The sequence below is a fragment of the Levilactobacillus suantsaii genome, assembly GCF_014069315.1.
Lineage (GTDB): Bacteria > Bacillota > Bacilli > Lactobacillales > Lactobacillaceae > Levilactobacillus > Levilactobacillus suantsaii.
The window spans coordinates 1,618,386-1,632,396 of sequence record NZ_CP059603.1; the positions used below are offsets into that span (position 1 = coordinate 1,618,386).

The following is a 14,011-nucleotide window of genomic DNA, read 5'->3' on the forward strand; positions in this document are numbered from 1 at the left end:
TATACTTTAAAAGTTGTCATGAAGCAATCACTTCATTAGATAACTTGGTAGATCTTTGAAAACTGAACATTGTTTCGACAAACCAAATATGTGTAGGGCGGTTTGAATTTATTCAAACCCAAACAATATTTGCGAAGTCAATTCGCTTTTAAAATGTAACAACAATCGATGAGATATTCGAGCTTATCATCTTTAAGATGAGAGTTTGATCCTGGCTCAGGACGAACGCTGGCGGCATGCCTAATACATGCAAGTCGAACGAGCTTTGGTTGATTGACGTGCTTGCACTGATTTCTTCCTAAAGCGAGTGGCGAACTGGTGAGTAACACGTGGAAAACCTGCCCAGAAGCAGGGGATAACACTTGGAAACAGGTGCTAATACCGTATAACAACAAAAACCGCATGGTTTTTGTTTGAAAGATGGTTTCGGCTATCACTTCTGGATGGTTCCGCGGCGCATTAGCTTGTTGGTGAGTTAACGGCCCACCAAGGCGATGATGCGTAGCCGACCTGAGAGGGTAATCGGCCACATTGGGACTGAGACACGGCCCAGACTCCTACGGGAGGCAGCAGTAGGGAATCTTCCACAATGGACGCAAGTCTGATGGAGCAATGCCGCGTGAGTGAAGAAGGGTTTCGGCTCGTAAAACTCTGTTGTTGAAGAAGAACGGGTGTCAGAGTAACTGTTGACATCGTGACGGTATTCAACCAGAAAGCCACGGCTAACTACGTGCCAGCAGCCGCGGTAATACGTAGGTGGCAAGCGTTGTCCGGATTTATTGGGCGTAAAGCGAGCGCAGGCGGTTATTTAAGTCTGATGTGAAAGCCTTCGGCTTAACCGAAGAAGTGCATCGGAAACTGGATGACTTGAGTGCAGAAGAGGACAGTGGAACTTCATGTGTAGCGGTGGAATGCGTAGATATATGGAAGAACACCAGTGGCGAAGGCGGCTGTCTAGTCTGTAACTGACGCTGAGGCTCGAAAGCATGGGTAGCAAACAGGATTAGATACCCTGGTAGTCCATGCCGTAAACGATGAGTGCTAGGTGTTGGAGGGCTTCCGCCCTTCAGTGCCGCAGCTAACGCATTAAGCACTCCGCCTGGGGAGTACGACCGCAAGGTTGAAACTCAAAGGAATTGACGGGGGCCCGCACAAGCGGTGGAGTATGTGGTTTAATTCGAAGCTACGCGAAGAACCTTACCAGGTCTTGACATCTTCTGCCAATCCTAGAGATAGGACGTTCCCTTCGGGGACAGAATGACAGGTGGTGCATGGTTGTCGTCAGCTCGTGTCGTGAGATGTTGGGTTAAGTCCCGCAACGAGCGCAACCCTTATTATCAGTTGCCAGCATTCAGTTGGGCACTCTGGTGAGACTGCCGGTGACAAACCGGAGGAAGGTGGGGATGACGTCAAATCATCATGCCCCTTATGACCTGGGCTACACACGTGCTACAATGGACGGTACAACGAGTCGCGAAGTCGTGAGGCTAAGCTAATCTCTTAAAGCCGTTCTCAGTTCGGATTGTAGGCTGCAACTCGCCTACATGAAGTTGGAATCGCTAGTAATCGCGGATCAGCATGCCGCGGTGAATACGTTCCCGGGCCTTGTACACACCGCCCGTCACACCATGAGAGTTTGTAACACCCAAAGTCGGTGAGGTAACCTTTTGGAGCCAACCGCCTAAGGTGGGACAGATGATTAGGGTGAAGTCGTAACAAGGTAGCCGTAGGAGAACCTGCGGCTGGATCACCTCCTTTCTAAGGAATAATACGGAGGTCTACACATACTTTGTTGAAACAATGGTCAGTTTTGAGGGATTTACCCTCAAACCTTATGTGCTATTTTGGGCGTATAGCTCAGCTGGTTTAGAGCGCACGCCTGATAAGCGTGAGGTCGATGGTTCGAGTCCATTTATGCCATTGACCGTAAGGTCGATGTGGGGAATTAGCTCAGCTGGGAGAGCACCTGCTTTGCAAGCAGGAGGTCAACGGTTCGATCCCGTTATTCTCCATTGATGCGAAAAAGCATCAAGTTTGTTCTTTGAAAACTAGATATTATCAATTATTTTCCTTTAATTATTAAAGATAATTAAACCGAGAACACCGCATTTATTTTGAGTTTTTTAATTAGTTTATTCGCTAATACTCAATTAATCAGCGGTCACGAAGTGACCGTTAGGTTAAGTTATGAAGGGCGCATGGTGAATGCTTGGTACTAGGAGCCGATGAAGGACGGGACTAACACCGATATGCTTCGGGGAGCTGTACGTAAGCTTTGATCCGGAGATTTCCGAATGGGGAAACCCAATCATCTTTACCGATGATTACAACTCAGGGAATACATACTTGAGTTGAGGCAGACGTGGGGAACTGAAACATCTAAGTACCCACAGGAAGAGAAAGAAAATTCGATTCCCTAAGTAGCGGCGAGCGAACGGGGAACAGCCCAAACCAACAAGCTTGCTTGTTGGGGTTGTAGGACTGAACATTTGAGTTACCAAAGTCAGTGATAGCCGAAACATCTGGGAAGGTGTGGCAGAGCGGGTGATACCCCCGTAGGCGAAATCGTTGACCCTCAGTTCAGGATCCTGAGTACGGCCAGACACGTGAAACCTGGTCGGAATCCGGGAGGACCATCTCCCAAGGCTAAATACTCCCTAGTGACCGATAGTGAACCAGTACCGTGAGGGAAAGGTGAAAAGCACCCCGGAAGGGGAGTGAAATAGTTCCTGAAACCATGTGCCTACAATTAGTTAGAGCCCGTTAATGGGTGATAGCGTGCCTTTTGTAGAATGAACCGGCGAGTTACGTTAATTTGCAAGGTTAAGGTGTAAAGACCGGAGCCGTAGCGAAAGCGAGTCTGAAACGGGCGTTTCAGTAAGTTGACGTAGACCCGAAACCAGGTGACCTATCCATGTCCAGGCTGAAGGTGCGGTAAAACGCACTGGAGGGCCGAACCCGTGTATGTTGAAAAATGCTGGGATGAGGTGTGGATAGCGGTGAAATTCCAAACGAACTTGGAGATAGCTGGTTCTCTCCGAAATAGCTTTAGGGTTAGCCTCGGATGAAGAATCGTGGAGGTAGAGCCACTGTTTGGACTAGGGGCCCGTCATGGGTTACTGAATTCAGATAAACTCCGAATGCCACTGATTTATATCCGGGAGTCAGACGATGAGTGATAAGATCCACCGTCGAAAGGGGAACAGCCCAGACCACCAATTAAGGTCCCTAAATATGTGCTGAGTGGAAAAGGATGTGGAATTGCATAGACAGCTAGGATGTTGGCTCAGAAGCAGCCATCATTTAAAGAGTGCGTAATAGCTCACTAGCCGAGTGACTCTGCGCCGAAAATATACCGGGGCTAAGCACATTACCGAAATTGTGGACGCAACTATGTTGCGTGATAGGAGAGCGTTCTAAGGGCAACGAAGCTAGACCGCAAGGACTAGTGGAGCGCTTAGAAGTGAGAATGCCGGTATGAGTAGCGAAAGATCAGTGAGAATCTGATCCACCGAATGACTAAGGTTTCCTGGGGAAGGCTCGTCCTCCCAGGGTCAGTCGGGACCTAAGCCGAGGCCGCAAGGCGTAGGCGATGGATAACAGGTTGATATTCCTGTACTAGTTAAGATTGTTTGAACGATGGAGGGACGCAGGAGGCTAAAGCATGCGCACGATTGGAAATGTGCGTCCAAACGCTGAGTCTGGTGATGAGTCAAATGCTTATCGCTAAGGACAAGGCGCGACGGGGACCGAATTTTAGTAGGGAAGTGCTCCACGTCACACTGCCGAGAAAAGCTTCTAGTGAGATCTTAATTACCCGTACCGCAAACCGACACAGGTAGTCGAGGAGAGTATCCTAAGGTGAGCGAGTGAACTCTCGTTAAGGAACTCGGCAAAATGACCCCGTAACTTCGGGAGAAGGGGTGCTACACGCAAGTGTAGCCGCAGTGAAAAGGCCCAGGCGACTGTTTATCAAAAACACAGGTTTCTGCAAAATCGTAAGATGAAGTATAGGGGCTGACGCCTGCCCGGTGCTGGAAGGTTAAGTGGATGAGTTAGCTTCGGCGAAGCCCAGAAATGAAGCCCCAGTAAACGGCGGCCGTAACTATAACGGTCCTAAGGTAGCGAAATTCCTTGTCGGGTAAGTTCCGACCCGCACGAAAGGCGTAACGATCTGGGCACTGTCTCAACGAGAGACTCGGTGAAATTATATTACCTGTGAAGATGCAGGTTACCCGCGACAGGACGGAAAGACCCCATGGAGCTTTACTGTAGCTTTGATATTGGGTGTTGACACAGCTTGTACAGGATAGGTCGGAGCCGTAGATATCGGAACGCTAGTTTCGATGGAGGCGCTGGTGGGATACGACCCTCGCTGTGTGAACACTCTAACCCGCGCCACTCATCGTGGCGGGAGACAGTGTCAGGTAGGCAGTTTGACTGGGGCGGTCGCCTCCCAAAAAGTAACGGAGGCGCCCAAAGGTTCCCTCAGAATGGTTGGAAATCATTCGATGAGTGTAAAGGCAGAAGGGAGCTTGACTGCGAGACAGACAGGTCGAGCAGGGACGAAAGTCGGGCTTAGTGATCCGGTGGTACCGTATGGAAGGGCCATCGCTCAACGGATAAAAGCTACCCTGGGGATAACAGGCTTATCTCCCCCAAGAGTCCACATCGACGGGGAGGTTTGGCACCTCGATGTCGGCTCATCGCATCCTGGGGCTGTAGTCGGTCCCAAGGGTTGGGCTGTTCGCCCATTAAAGCGGTACGCGAGCTGGGTTCAGAACGTCGTGAGACAGTTCGGTCCCTATCCGTCGCGGGCGTAGGAAATTTGAGAGGAGCTGTCCTTAGTACGAGAGGACCGGGATGGACATACCTCTGGTGTACCAGTTGTGCCGCCAGGCGCATCGCTGGGTAGCTATGTATGGATGAGATAAACGCTGAAAGCATCTAAGTGTGAAACTCGCCTCAAGATGAGATTTCCCATTCCTTTATGGAAGTAAGACCCCTGAGAGATGATCAGGTAGATAGGCTGGAAGTAGCAGCGCCGCGAGGCGTGGAGCGGACCAGTACTAATCGGTCGAGGACTTAACCAAGTGATTGGTGTTCTCAGGAGATAATTGGTAATACCTAGTTTTGAGGGAATAAGCTCTCAATAGTGTGGTGGCGATAGCCTGAAGGATACACCCGTTCCCATGCCGAACACGGAAGTTAAGCTTCAGCACGCCAATAGTAGTTGGGGGATCGCCCCCTGCGAGGATAGGACATTGCCACGCGATTATTCCGGCATAGCTCAGTTGGTAGAGCCCCTGACTGTTAATCAGGTTGTCGACGGTTCGAGTCCGCCTGCCGGAGCTTATAGTGGAGAGTTGTCCGAGTGGCTGAAGGAGCAGCATTGGAAATGCTGTAAACGGGTACTAACCTGTTTCGAGGGTTCGAATCCCTCACTCTCCGTTACGCTTCAGCCAATCATGGTATGTTTCGTATCATGACCCGTTGGTCAAGTGGTTTAAGACACTGCCCTTTCACGGCAGTAACATGGGTTCGAATCCCGTACGGGTCATTGTTTCATTTTTGGAGGATTAGCTCAGTTGGGAGAGTGTCTGCCTTACAAGCAGAGGGTCACAGGTTCGAGCCCTGTATCCTCCATTGGTAACATAACTCTATTATGGTCCGTTGGTCTAGTCGGTTTAGGACGCCTGCCTGTCACGCAGGAGATCACGAGTTCAAGTCTCGTACGGACCGTTGTTATGTTATTGAATTTAACACAACAACATTACATGAATGGTGAGAAATGGCTCGGTAGCTCAGTCGGTAGAGCAATGGATTGAAGCTCCATGTGTCGGCGGTTCGATTCCGTCCCGCGCCATTTATGGAGGGGTAGCGAAGTCTGGCTAAACGCGGCGGACTGTAAATCCGCTCCTTCGGGTTCGGTGGTTCGAATCCACTCCCCTCCATCATAGGGATATAGTTTAAAGGTAGAACTACGGTCTCCAAAACCGTCGGTGTGGGTTCAATTCCTACTATCCCTGTTGTAATGTTATGGCGGTATTGGTGAAGGGGTTAACACACCGGATTGTGGTTCCGGCACGCGTGGGTTCGATTCCCACATACCGCCCTATGATTGGGGCATCTTGTAACATTTGTTGGTCCAGTCAGATTGGATAGACGATTATGGTGGTATAGCCAAGTGGTAAGGCAGAGGTCTGCAAAACCTTCATCGTCGGTTCGAATCCGATTACCACCTTTGACTTGGGTGTATCCAATCAAAATTTTTTGCCGGAGTGGCGGAACTGGCAGACGCGCTGGACTCAAAATCCAGTGTCCGTTGAGGACGTGTGGGTTCGAACCCCACCTCCGGTATAACTAAGATTCATATGCCTGTTCAAAAATAAGCAAAACGTTGATTATTCAGCGTTTTGCTTATTTTTTTGGCTCTTCGTCAGTCGAACGTCAAAACAGGCTCTTTGTCAATTGGTTTTGGTCGATTTGATTGTAGCACACGAACAGTGTGTCTTTTTTCATATCGCAAACAAAAATGGTGTTGATGAATTTTGTCCATCAACACCAAATATCATAGAGCCATCTATTTTCTAAACATATGTCCGCAATAAGAATAAAGTAAAAGCCCACTTAAGGGCTCTTATGTAGATTACGCTAGAGGGCACCAAAAAAGCCTTCACTGAATCCCGTCATCCCAAGATAAAAGGCGATACAAGCAAAGACCAATAGCGTTACGCCCGCGCCATTCCGTTTTCTTTGAATGGTTAGGATGCCTAACACAAAACTGGCAATCGCCGTCAGGGGAATAAATAGGCCGAGGATGACTAGCGGCCAGCCCCAAGCCATGAAAGGCCAAATTGGTTTGACTATAGCCTGCGTCTGGGTCCGAACGGGTTTGGGCCTGGTTCTGAGTGGCCGCTGCGGGTTCAGGTGCCACTGAGCGACTGACTTGCTGTTGGGCGCCACAATACGGGCAGAACTCCGCATCTATGCGAATCTGCTTGCCACATTTTTGACAAAACTTAGTTTCAGTTGCGTTTGTTTCTTCCAAAACTTCTCCTCCTCATATGTATCCAGATTATGGTGACTAATTTTATCAGTTGCCAGCACCAATTCCAGAATATTACCAGTATAAGATATCTCATACGTGAGTTGCAATAACCATTATGGAAAATGGCAATATAAGTGACATGAAATTGTCCTCTGAATCGCTTAATAGGGGGAAATCACAAATACAAACAGCACCTAGACCAATTCAGGACTAGGTGCTGTTTGTATTGGATGATGACCAGATTTCAAAGAGCTGGTTAAACTTAATTAAATTCCCAGTAGTTGTTTCTTCTTGGCTTTGAATTCTTCGGGCGTCAGGACGTCTTCATTGACTAATTGCTTTAGTTGACGCAGTTCAGCTGCCAGATCCGTAGCGGGCTGTGCGGGGCCTGTGGTAGCGTCCGTCAGGGGTTGGTCAGAAGAAGTTTGTTCGGGGACCGCTTCTTTAGCAATTTGAATGAACTTGGGATCATCGAATAAGAAATAATCAACGTGATTATTTTTAACTTGGGCAAATAGAAGTTCGAAATCTGGTTTACCGATGTACTGGCGAAAGGTATAGTCTGTTGTTTTCGTCGCGGTGTTAATTTCTTGGCTTAGATCCATCAATTCGTCCAGGAGTTGTTCCGCCATTTTTCGCGTTTCCTCAGGATTGGTATGGTAAGCCTCAGCGTATTCTTTGATGTCTAAATCGTCGCTTTGAAAATCATAGAATTTATGAGTTTCATCTAACCGGACCGGCATATCGGACGACGTCTTGGTCAAATCAAAAATATCTTTAACGGTCAGTGGGGGTAACGCCGGATCATCGGCCGGAAATTCTGGGACTAAAGCGGCGTCTTCGGTAGCGTCCGGTTCAACGAGATTCGCCGCCTCACTAGTTGGCTCAGATTCAATAAGGGTCGCGTCTGGATGCGCGGCGACATCACCAGTAATCAGGCGAATCAGGTAAATGGCAAGCTGTTCGCCATCGATATCGCCAGTGAGGTAGACGTCTTTACCGCGGGTCTTCATGACGCCCACACCATCGGCGTAGGGGACAACGTTTGCAATCCCCGAATACAGGACTTGCTTGACCCGACCATCAGCAGCCAGCACAATCAGGCGTTGGTTGGTGAGTAGCACCGTCCCAGTATGGATGATTTCCAGTTGAGTGGTCTGCTCGTTCATTGGTTTGACCGACCCACTGCGCCAGTAAACGCCTTGCATGAGCTTAACATGACTGGTCACGCCGGAATAATTGAACCGGGTGGTGTGGGTCCGTTCTTCCTCCCAATTAACGGTAGTGGTACTTTTAAAATAAGGCAGTTCAGTCGATTTCAAAATGACACCGGTTGAGTCTGACTCATCGATTGGCAGTAAGCTCATCGTTTTTAGGGCCTTTAGTTGAGTCTCGTGGTCCTGCGCACGTTGCGCGCGTTTCGGCGTCGATTGCTTATGGTACCAATAATAGAGGCCGCCAACGATGGCGGCGATTGGCACCACGATATACCAGTAAGTGATGGCTAGTGCGAGGACAAAAATGATGACGGCCCAGCCAAAACATCCAATCTTGTTATTCAATTCTTCTTCTCCTCCAAAATAAGTCGCTTAAAAGTTGTTCAGGTCTAAGAAATGGATCGCCGTGATTGTCGTGACTAATCCTTAAGTCAATCCTGGAGGTGGAGATTGCCCCCACACGTCCCTCACGGACACTGGATTTTAAACCCAGCCCCCAGGTTAATCTCGCCAGCAATCGTGAGGTCACCACCTTACCTACAACGTTTAGATAACTTAAATAGTACCATAGTTAGTTTATGAATAAGCCGAAATTACTAAAAAGGCGTTGCTTAGGTGAGGCGACACTGCCTAGGGCGGCTAAGCCTGGTACGCGGTGATGCTCAAGGCATGACAATTGTCATCAACAGTCATGACAAACGCGACTAGGCGATGCGACCGTCACTTGGTAGTCTGAGACCATCTAGTAAGGGAGGCGGGCACATGACAACCATCATTCAAGCGCAGCAACTGGATTTTAGCTACGGATCCCACCAGGTCTTAAAGAACTTGACGTTAATGATTCAAGCGGGTGAAATTATCGGTTTGATTGGTGAGAACGGGGCGGGGAAAACGACCCTGTTGAACTTATTATTAGGCGTTAATCAGCCCCAGCACGGACAATTGACGCTTTGGGGCCATCAGCCGGGAGTGCCGGTTGTGCAGACTCAGATTGGCTCGATGCTCCAGGGGGACATTGCAGTCCAAGGCATCACGGTGGGCGACGTCTTAAAATTAACAGCCAGACATTATCCGGCGGCGTTTGCGGTCCCAACGTTATTGGCTCAATTACAGTTAACGGACTTGGCAAATAAGCGGCTAACGGCCTTGTCGGGCGGCCAATTGCGGCGGGTCACGTTTGCCTTAGCCTTGGTGGGGAACCCGAACCTCTTGTTTTTGGATGAACCCACGGTGGGGATGGACGTGACGGCGCAACGGACGTTTTGGGCCCGAATTGCGGCTTTAAAGACCCAGGGCAAGACCATCATCATGACCAGCCACTACCTGGATGATATTCAACAAGTCGCCGACCGTATCTTTCTACTCAGACACGGGCAGTTAGCGTTTCAGGGGACGTTTCGGCAGCTGCAAGACCAGTACCGGCAGGTTGAAATTGTGGCGCAAACCACGTTAGCGGCCAGTACCTTCAACAACTTACCAGGTGTGACGGCGGTTGATTTGACCGCGGGGACGTTGCACCTCAGTTCTGAAGATGGGGACGGGACCCTCCAAGCCCTAGTCCCGTACTTACCGGAGTTGCATCAAATTGTGATTCGCCGGGAATCCTTGGCCGATATCTTTGTTCATTTAGTTCGGGGGGCGTCAGCATGAAAATTTTAATCGCCCAACTCCAGTTTGATTTTCGCCGGTTGGTCTTACGCAACACGTCGTTTCAACTCTTTACGGTCTTGATGCCAGTCGGCTTTTATCTGCTGTTTACCAAAGTTTTGATTACGGGGACGCTCGGCGAAAAGGCCCAGTTTGCCGTGGGTTATCTGGGCAACATGATCGTATACAGTGGTCTGCTCAACGCCTTGTTTGGCTTAGCCACACTCTTACTGCATGACCGGGAACGGGGACTGGTCCGGTGGCTCCAACTCACGCCCAACGGGATTTGCAGCTATTACGTGTCGGTGGGACTGGTGACCTTTGCGATGAACTTGATTGCGGTGCTTGTTTTGAGTGGCGTGGCGGTCGCCGTGAACCACGTCCAGCTGACGTTAGGGCAAGGCCTCGGTTTAACGGGGGGAGCGTTAATTGGTCAACTCCCGCTTCTGAGTTTGGGCGTCCTCTTGTCCTTCATCGATCGGGCCGAAACGCTGAGCGCACTGGCGAACCTCATCGTGTTTCCCCTGGCCATCATCAGTGGCCTTTGGTGGCCGCTAGGAGTGTTTCCTCAGTGGGTTCAAGTTATCGGGAAGGTTACCCCAACTTACCAGCTGAACCAATTATTAGGCGCCCTGATGTTGCATGGTAAACTAAATCTAAGCAGTCTGACGGGTCTAATGTTGTGGACCTTAGGGCTGATCATTGTGGTCGCGAGTTTGGCTCGTTACCGCTTAAAACGGGGTGGTGGGGTTGTCCAAAGCTAGCTGGTCGTCCAAGGTGACCCGGTTGAACTGGGCCAATTATGTGTGGTTGCTTTACCTGCCATATACGGTCATCCAATTTTTACCCGCTCGGCGGCTGACGGATTGGGTCTGGTTAGGGCTAGTGGGGGTCTTTCTCGGACTTTATAGCTTAGTGGCGGAGGTCAAGCGGTGGCGCAAGGTCACGATGCCTTTGGAGTTAGGGGTTGCGGGGGTGTTTTCGCTTTTTGCGGCCAATAATTACCTGATTATTTTTCCGGGCTGGCAAATCTTCAGCATTTTGAGTCGCTGGCATAAGCCATATTTTTATGGGTATGCGGGCGGGTACTACGCGCTCTTACTCGGGGGCTTATTGCGGGACGGCTTGGTCGCACCCGATTTGCTGACCTGGCAACATGGTGAATTGATGGGGTTGCTCTTTCCCCTATGTTCTCCGGTGATGGCTTACGCCTTTTCCCGTTCCATCGTAACTCGGCGCCAGTTAGCCCAAACGAATCGGCGGCTAGAGACTATTATTCAACGCAACGAACGGGAACGGATTGCGCGAGATTTACATGATACCTTAGGACAGAGTTTTTCAATGATCACGATAAAAGCAGAATTAGCAAAGAAATTATTGACCCGGGCGCCGGAAGAGGTACCGGCGGAGTTGGACGATATTGCCCAAACCAGTCGGGAGAACCTCCAGTTGGTACGGGCCATCGTTAATGGGTTGCATCAAAACTCGTTGAGCGATGTTTTATTGACCCAGAGCCACAATCTGGCCACCGCGCACGTTCAGTTACAGACCAGTGGGGAAACGGCCGCAACCAAGTGGCCGACCCCAATTCAGGGCCGATTTTCTGCCGTTTTAAGAGAAGCGTTGACCAACGTGATTCGACACGCCCAGGCCAACAGTGTCCAGGTGACGTTTACGACGAACTCGACGACTTATCGCGTTGTGATTCAAGATGATGGTCGCGGTGGAACGCTGCATAGAGACGGGGCCAACGGGATTGCGGGGATGCGCGCGCGGATGATAGACGCTCACGGGACGTTTGCCATCACCGCGGACCGGCACGGCACGCAGGTGGCGTTGTCTCTACCAAAGGAGAAATTATGATTACCCTTTATTTGGCTGAGGACCAAAGCCTATTGAATTCGGCCTTGGCCCGCCTATTGGATCTAGAAGCAGATTTGCACGTGGTGGGGACGGCGACTGACGGGCAGACCGCGTGGCAGGCGATTCAACGGCTCCAGCCGCAGGTCGCCATCTTAGACATTGAAATGCCAGGGCTAACGGGGTTGGATGTTGCGGATCATATTCAGGCGGCACAGGACGCCACCAAGGTGATTATCCTGACCACCTTTGCGCAACAAGCCTACTTTGAACGGGCCGTGGCCGCCCAGGTGGCGGGGTACCTCTTGAAAGATAGTCCCAGTGATGACTTGATTGCGGCGATTCGGGCCGTGATGGCTGGACGGACGATTTACGCCCCCGAACTAGTGGTGAACATGGTGTCGGCCGAAAGAAATCCGTTGACTGAACGGGAGATGGCGGTCTTGGGGGCGGCGGCGAAAGGTGTTCCCACCAAAACGATTGCCACAACGCTTTATTTATCGCCCGGAACGGTTCGAAATTACTTGTCAGCCATCTTTAGCAAGCTGGGTGTGCATAACCGGATGGAAGCCGTGGATGTTGCCCGGACAAATAAATGGCTTACTTAAAAACACGCCAGATCGGTCATGGTCTGGCGTGTTTTGGTTGCGGGTGCGCTAAGATATTAAAAATCCCCTAGCTCGCGGTGAGCTAGGGGATTATATTCAATCATCATATCGGAATTAATGGAAGTTAGGCGTTTTGATAAGCGGTTTGTAACGCGGAAGCATCTTGACTGTCGATCGAAGCGTAACGGTCGGAAGCGTACATCACACTGTTTTCACTCTTGGAATGGCTTAGGCCTAAGGCATGTCCAATTTCGTGGGTAGCCACGTTGGTCCGTTGGTTCTTGGTGTACTTGTACTTGCTTAAGAGTCTCTTGTTCAACGTAGACTTAGCGGAAACGATTTGGTTGTCATTACCGCCTTTTTGCAGGTATGAGTAGTTCGTGTAACCAGCTAGGTCACCGCTTTGGCGATGGCTTAAGGATTTAGAAGAAGTTAAAGTGATGTTGGCCTTTTGACCAGCCTTGGCTTTCTTTAAAGTGACAACGCCAACTTTGTTCCAACGCTTAACGGCGTTCTTCCAAACACTCTTGTAATAACTCGAGGAGGTATCGTATTTGTAAGTGATAGTGGTCGTGTTCCAATGGCCCCAAGAAGGGGTCTTAGCAGTCGCTTGAGCTGGGATGGTGGCGGTGAACCCCGTCAAAGTTAAAGCGCAAGTTGCGACGATAACAGCTACCTTTTTTACAAATTTGTTTAACATTTTTGTTACCCATTTTCATTAAATTCCGAATGATTGAATTTCAATTGTTTGCTATCCGATTGACTGTCATAAGTATGCCGCGAAACCGAATTAATTTCGCCAGACAATTTTGGGAGTATGGATAGTTTTACGGGGTCAAAATTTCGGAAGTGGATAAAAAAGGGGGATTTCAAAAATTAAGGACGTCAAAATGGTTACATATCAACGATTATGGCCGTTTTAGTGCCGCTGATTTTATGACCACATCGGGTAAAATGGATAGAAAAATACGACCAAATCTCACCCAGACTGGATTGCTGAGGAGAATGATCGTGTTTTTTAAAATCGTCAATAGGAAATTAAGGGTACCGAATAATCAACCGATAATTGAGTGTAAACGGCCGGAATTAGCGATATTTCACGGCCGTCCCGTAAGCCACGACGGATTGGATATCCGTGCCGATTGCGCCTGAATCAAAGCGCATCATGACCACGGCATCGGCGCCTAAAGTGGCAGCATTATCCCGTAAGCGGTCGACCGACGTATGACGAGCTTCGTCGAGCATCTTAGTGTAATCCTTGATCTCGCCGCCGACAATGTTTTTTAAGCCGGCACCGATGTTTCGAAAGACGTTCTTGGATTGGGTCGTTAAGCCAAAGACTTCCCCGAGAACAGTGTAGTCGTGATTGGGGATTTGTTCGGTGGTGGTAACTAAGAGTTTAGCTGACATAGTGTTGCCTCCTACTAGATGATTAATCTTAATATACCGGTAATCATTGGTTTGAGCAAGCTGGCCTCCAAGGCCAAAGTTTTTTCATTAATTAATTTTTGGTCGGGCCAGCCAGATCTTGAAGTGGTTTGATTGTTTATGCGGCCAACTGCGGTTCCCCTGAATAAATGACCATGCTCCACTCGAATAAACGGTTACGCCCCACAACTAGACCAGTG

General features: G+C 49.6%; 8 protein-coding genes, 13 tRNA genes, 3 rRNA genes and 1 pseudogene. 20 read left to right on the top strand and 5 right to left on the bottom strand.

Features of this window, described 5'->3' with window-relative positions:
• Nucleotides 1-193 precede the first annotated feature (193 nt).
• The 16 genes from H3M12_RS07460 to H3M12_RS07535 all read left to right on the top strand — a co-directional run bounded on the left by H3M12_RS07460 (nt 194) and on the right by H3M12_RS07535 (nt 6,360).
• Nucleotides 194-1,758: ribosomal RNA gene (locus tag H3M12_RS07460) — 16S ribosomal RNA — on the top strand.
• A gap of 88 nt (nt 1,759-1,846) precedes the next feature.
• Nucleotides 1,847-1,920 (top strand) — tRNA-Ile (locus H3M12_RS07465).
• A 19-nt stretch (nt 1,921-1,939) separates the two neighbouring features.
• A tRNA-Ala gene (locus H3M12_RS07470) sits at nt 1,940-2,012 on the top strand.
• Nucleotides 2,013-2,178: 166 nt separating this feature from the next.
• Nucleotides 2,179-5,093, top strand: a 23S ribosomal RNA gene (locus H3M12_RS07475).
• Between the two features lie 63 nt (nt 5,094-5,156).
• Nucleotides 5,157-5,273: ribosomal RNA gene (gene rrf, locus H3M12_RS07480) — 5S ribosomal RNA — on the top strand.
• The 16S, 23S and 5S rRNA genes sit together here with 13 tRNA genes alongside, the layout of an rRNA operon.
• A 6-nt stretch (nt 5,274-5,279) precedes the next feature.
• Nucleotides 5,280-5,352 (top strand) — tRNA-Asn (locus H3M12_RS07485).
• Between the two features lie 8 nt (nt 5,353-5,360).
• A tRNA-Ser gene (locus H3M12_RS07490) sits at nt 5,361-5,451 on the top strand.
• A gap of 36 nt (nt 5,452-5,487) precedes the next feature.
• Nucleotides 5,488-5,560: transfer RNA gene (locus tag H3M12_RS07495), tRNA-Glu, on the top strand.
• Between the two features lie 13 nt (nt 5,561-5,573).
• A tRNA-Val gene (locus tag H3M12_RS07500) sits at nt 5,574-5,646 on the top strand.
• A 21-nt stretch (nt 5,647-5,667) separates the two neighbouring features.
• Nucleotides 5,668-5,742 (top strand) — tRNA-Asp (locus H3M12_RS07505).
• Nucleotides 5,743-5,793: 51 nt separating this feature from the next.
• Nucleotides 5,794-5,866, top strand: a tRNA-Phe gene (locus H3M12_RS07510).
• Between the two features lie 5 nt (nt 5,867-5,871).
• Nucleotides 5,872-5,954: transfer RNA gene (locus tag H3M12_RS07515), tRNA-Tyr, on the top strand.
• Between the two features lie 4 nt (nt 5,955-5,958).
• Nucleotides 5,959-6,029 (top strand) — tRNA-Trp (locus H3M12_RS07520).
• Nucleotides 6,030-6,042: 13 nt separating this feature from the next.
• Nucleotides 6,043-6,115 (top strand) — tRNA-His (locus H3M12_RS07525).
• 58 nt (nt 6,116-6,173) lie between these two features.
• Nucleotides 6,174-6,244 (top strand) — tRNA-Cys (locus H3M12_RS07530).
• A gap of 31 nt (nt 6,245-6,275) precedes the next feature.
• Nucleotides 6,276-6,360: transfer RNA gene (locus H3M12_RS07535), tRNA-Leu, on the top strand.
• A gap of 294 nt (nt 6,361-6,654) precedes the next feature.
• Here the strand turns inward: H3M12_RS07535 and H3M12_RS12900 are convergent.
• From H3M12_RS12900 to H3M12_RS12905, 3 genes and pseudogenes are all read right to left on the bottom strand, one after another.
• Nucleotides 6,655-6,846 (bottom strand): hypothetical protein, encoded by a 192-nt coding sequence (locus tag H3M12_RS12900; protein ID WP_233449156.1) that lies wholly within the window; start codon nt 6,844-6,846, stop codon nt 6,655-6,657.
• A 139-nt stretch (nt 6,847-6,985) separates the two neighbouring features.
• Nucleotides 6,986-7,051: pseudogene (locus tag H3M12_RS13135) on the bottom strand (hypothetical protein); the annotation flags it as partial.
• Between the two features lie 266 nt (nt 7,052-7,317).
• A complete protein-coding gene (locus tag H3M12_RS12905) occupies nt 7,318-8,613 on the bottom strand; it encodes an SHOCT domain-containing protein (RefSeq protein ID WP_233449158.1) in 1,296 nt (431 codons plus the stop codon).
• Between the two features lie 417 nt (nt 8,614-9,030).
• Here H3M12_RS12905 and H3M12_RS07550 point away from each other — a divergent pair, with 417 nt between their 5' ends.
• From H3M12_RS07550 to H3M12_RS07565, 4 genes are read left to right on the top strand one after another with little or no spacing between them, the layout of a single operon-like run.
• Nucleotides 9,031-9,918, top strand: coding sequence for an ABC transporter ATP-binding protein (locus tag H3M12_RS07550; RefSeq protein ID WP_129033170.1), 888 nt, complete (start codon nt 9,031-9,033; stop codon nt 9,916-9,918).
• Nucleotides 9,915-10,679, top strand: coding sequence for an ABC transporter permease (locus H3M12_RS07555; RefSeq protein ID WP_129033169.1), 765 nt, complete (start codon nt 9,915-9,917; stop codon nt 10,677-10,679). The genes H3M12_RS07550 and H3M12_RS07555 overlap by 4 nt, the downstream gene beginning before the upstream one ends.
• Nucleotides 10,666-11,778 (top strand): sensor histidine kinase, encoded by a 1,113-nt coding sequence (locus H3M12_RS07560; RefSeq protein WP_233449160.1) that lies wholly within the window; start codon nt 10,666-10,668, stop codon nt 11,776-11,778. Before H3M12_RS07555 ends, H3M12_RS07560 begins: the two co-directional genes overlap by 14 nt.
• The gene (locus H3M12_RS07565; RefSeq protein ID WP_129033167.1) at nt 11,775-12,383 is read left to right on the top strand and encodes a response regulator transcription factor; all 609 of its coding nucleotides are present in this window, start codon (nt 11,775-11,777) and stop codon (nt 12,381-12,383) included. The genes H3M12_RS07560 and H3M12_RS07565 overlap by 4 nt, the downstream gene beginning before the upstream one ends.
• A 124-nt stretch (nt 12,384-12,507) precedes the next feature.
• Here the strand turns inward: H3M12_RS07565 and H3M12_RS07570 are convergent, their stop codons facing one another.
• Together H3M12_RS07570 and H3M12_RS07575 are read right to left on the bottom strand one after the other, a co-directional pair.
• Nucleotides 12,508-13,083, bottom strand: a complete 576-nt coding sequence (locus H3M12_RS07570; protein WP_182150585.1) for a matrixin family metalloprotease — start codon at nt 13,081-13,083, stop codon at nt 12,508-12,510.
• Nucleotides 13,084-13,469: 386 nt separating this feature from the next.
• Entirely contained in the window at nt 13,470-13,793 is a 324-nt protein-coding gene (locus H3M12_RS07575; protein WP_129033165.1) for a heavy metal-binding domain-containing protein, read from the bottom strand.
• Nucleotides 13,794-14,011 lie beyond the last annotated feature (218 nt).

Coding starts and splice junctions, on each gene's coding strand:
- H3M12_RS07570 (WP_182150585.1), bottom strand. CDS start 13,083: ATGTTAAACAAATTTGTAAAAAAGGTAGCTGTTATCGTCGCAACTTGC.
- H3M12_RS07575 (WP_129033165.1), bottom strand. CDS start 13,793: ATGTCAGCTAAACTCTTAGTTACCACCACCGAACAAATCCCCAATCAC.
- H3M12_RS07555 (WP_129033169.1), top strand. CDS start 9,915: ATGAAAATTTTAATCGCCCAACTCCAGTTTGATTTTCGCCGGTTGGTC.
- H3M12_RS07565 (WP_129033167.1), top strand. CDS start 11,775: ATGATTACCCTTTATTTGGCTGAGGACCAAAGCCTATTGAATTCGGCC.
- H3M12_RS07550 (WP_129033170.1), top strand. CDS start 9,031: ATGACAACCATCATTCAAGCGCAGCAACTGGATTTTAGCTACGGATCC.
- H3M12_RS12900 (WP_233449156.1), bottom strand. CDS start 6,846: ATGGCTTGGGGCTGGCCGCTAGTCATCCTCGGCCTATTTATTCCCCTG.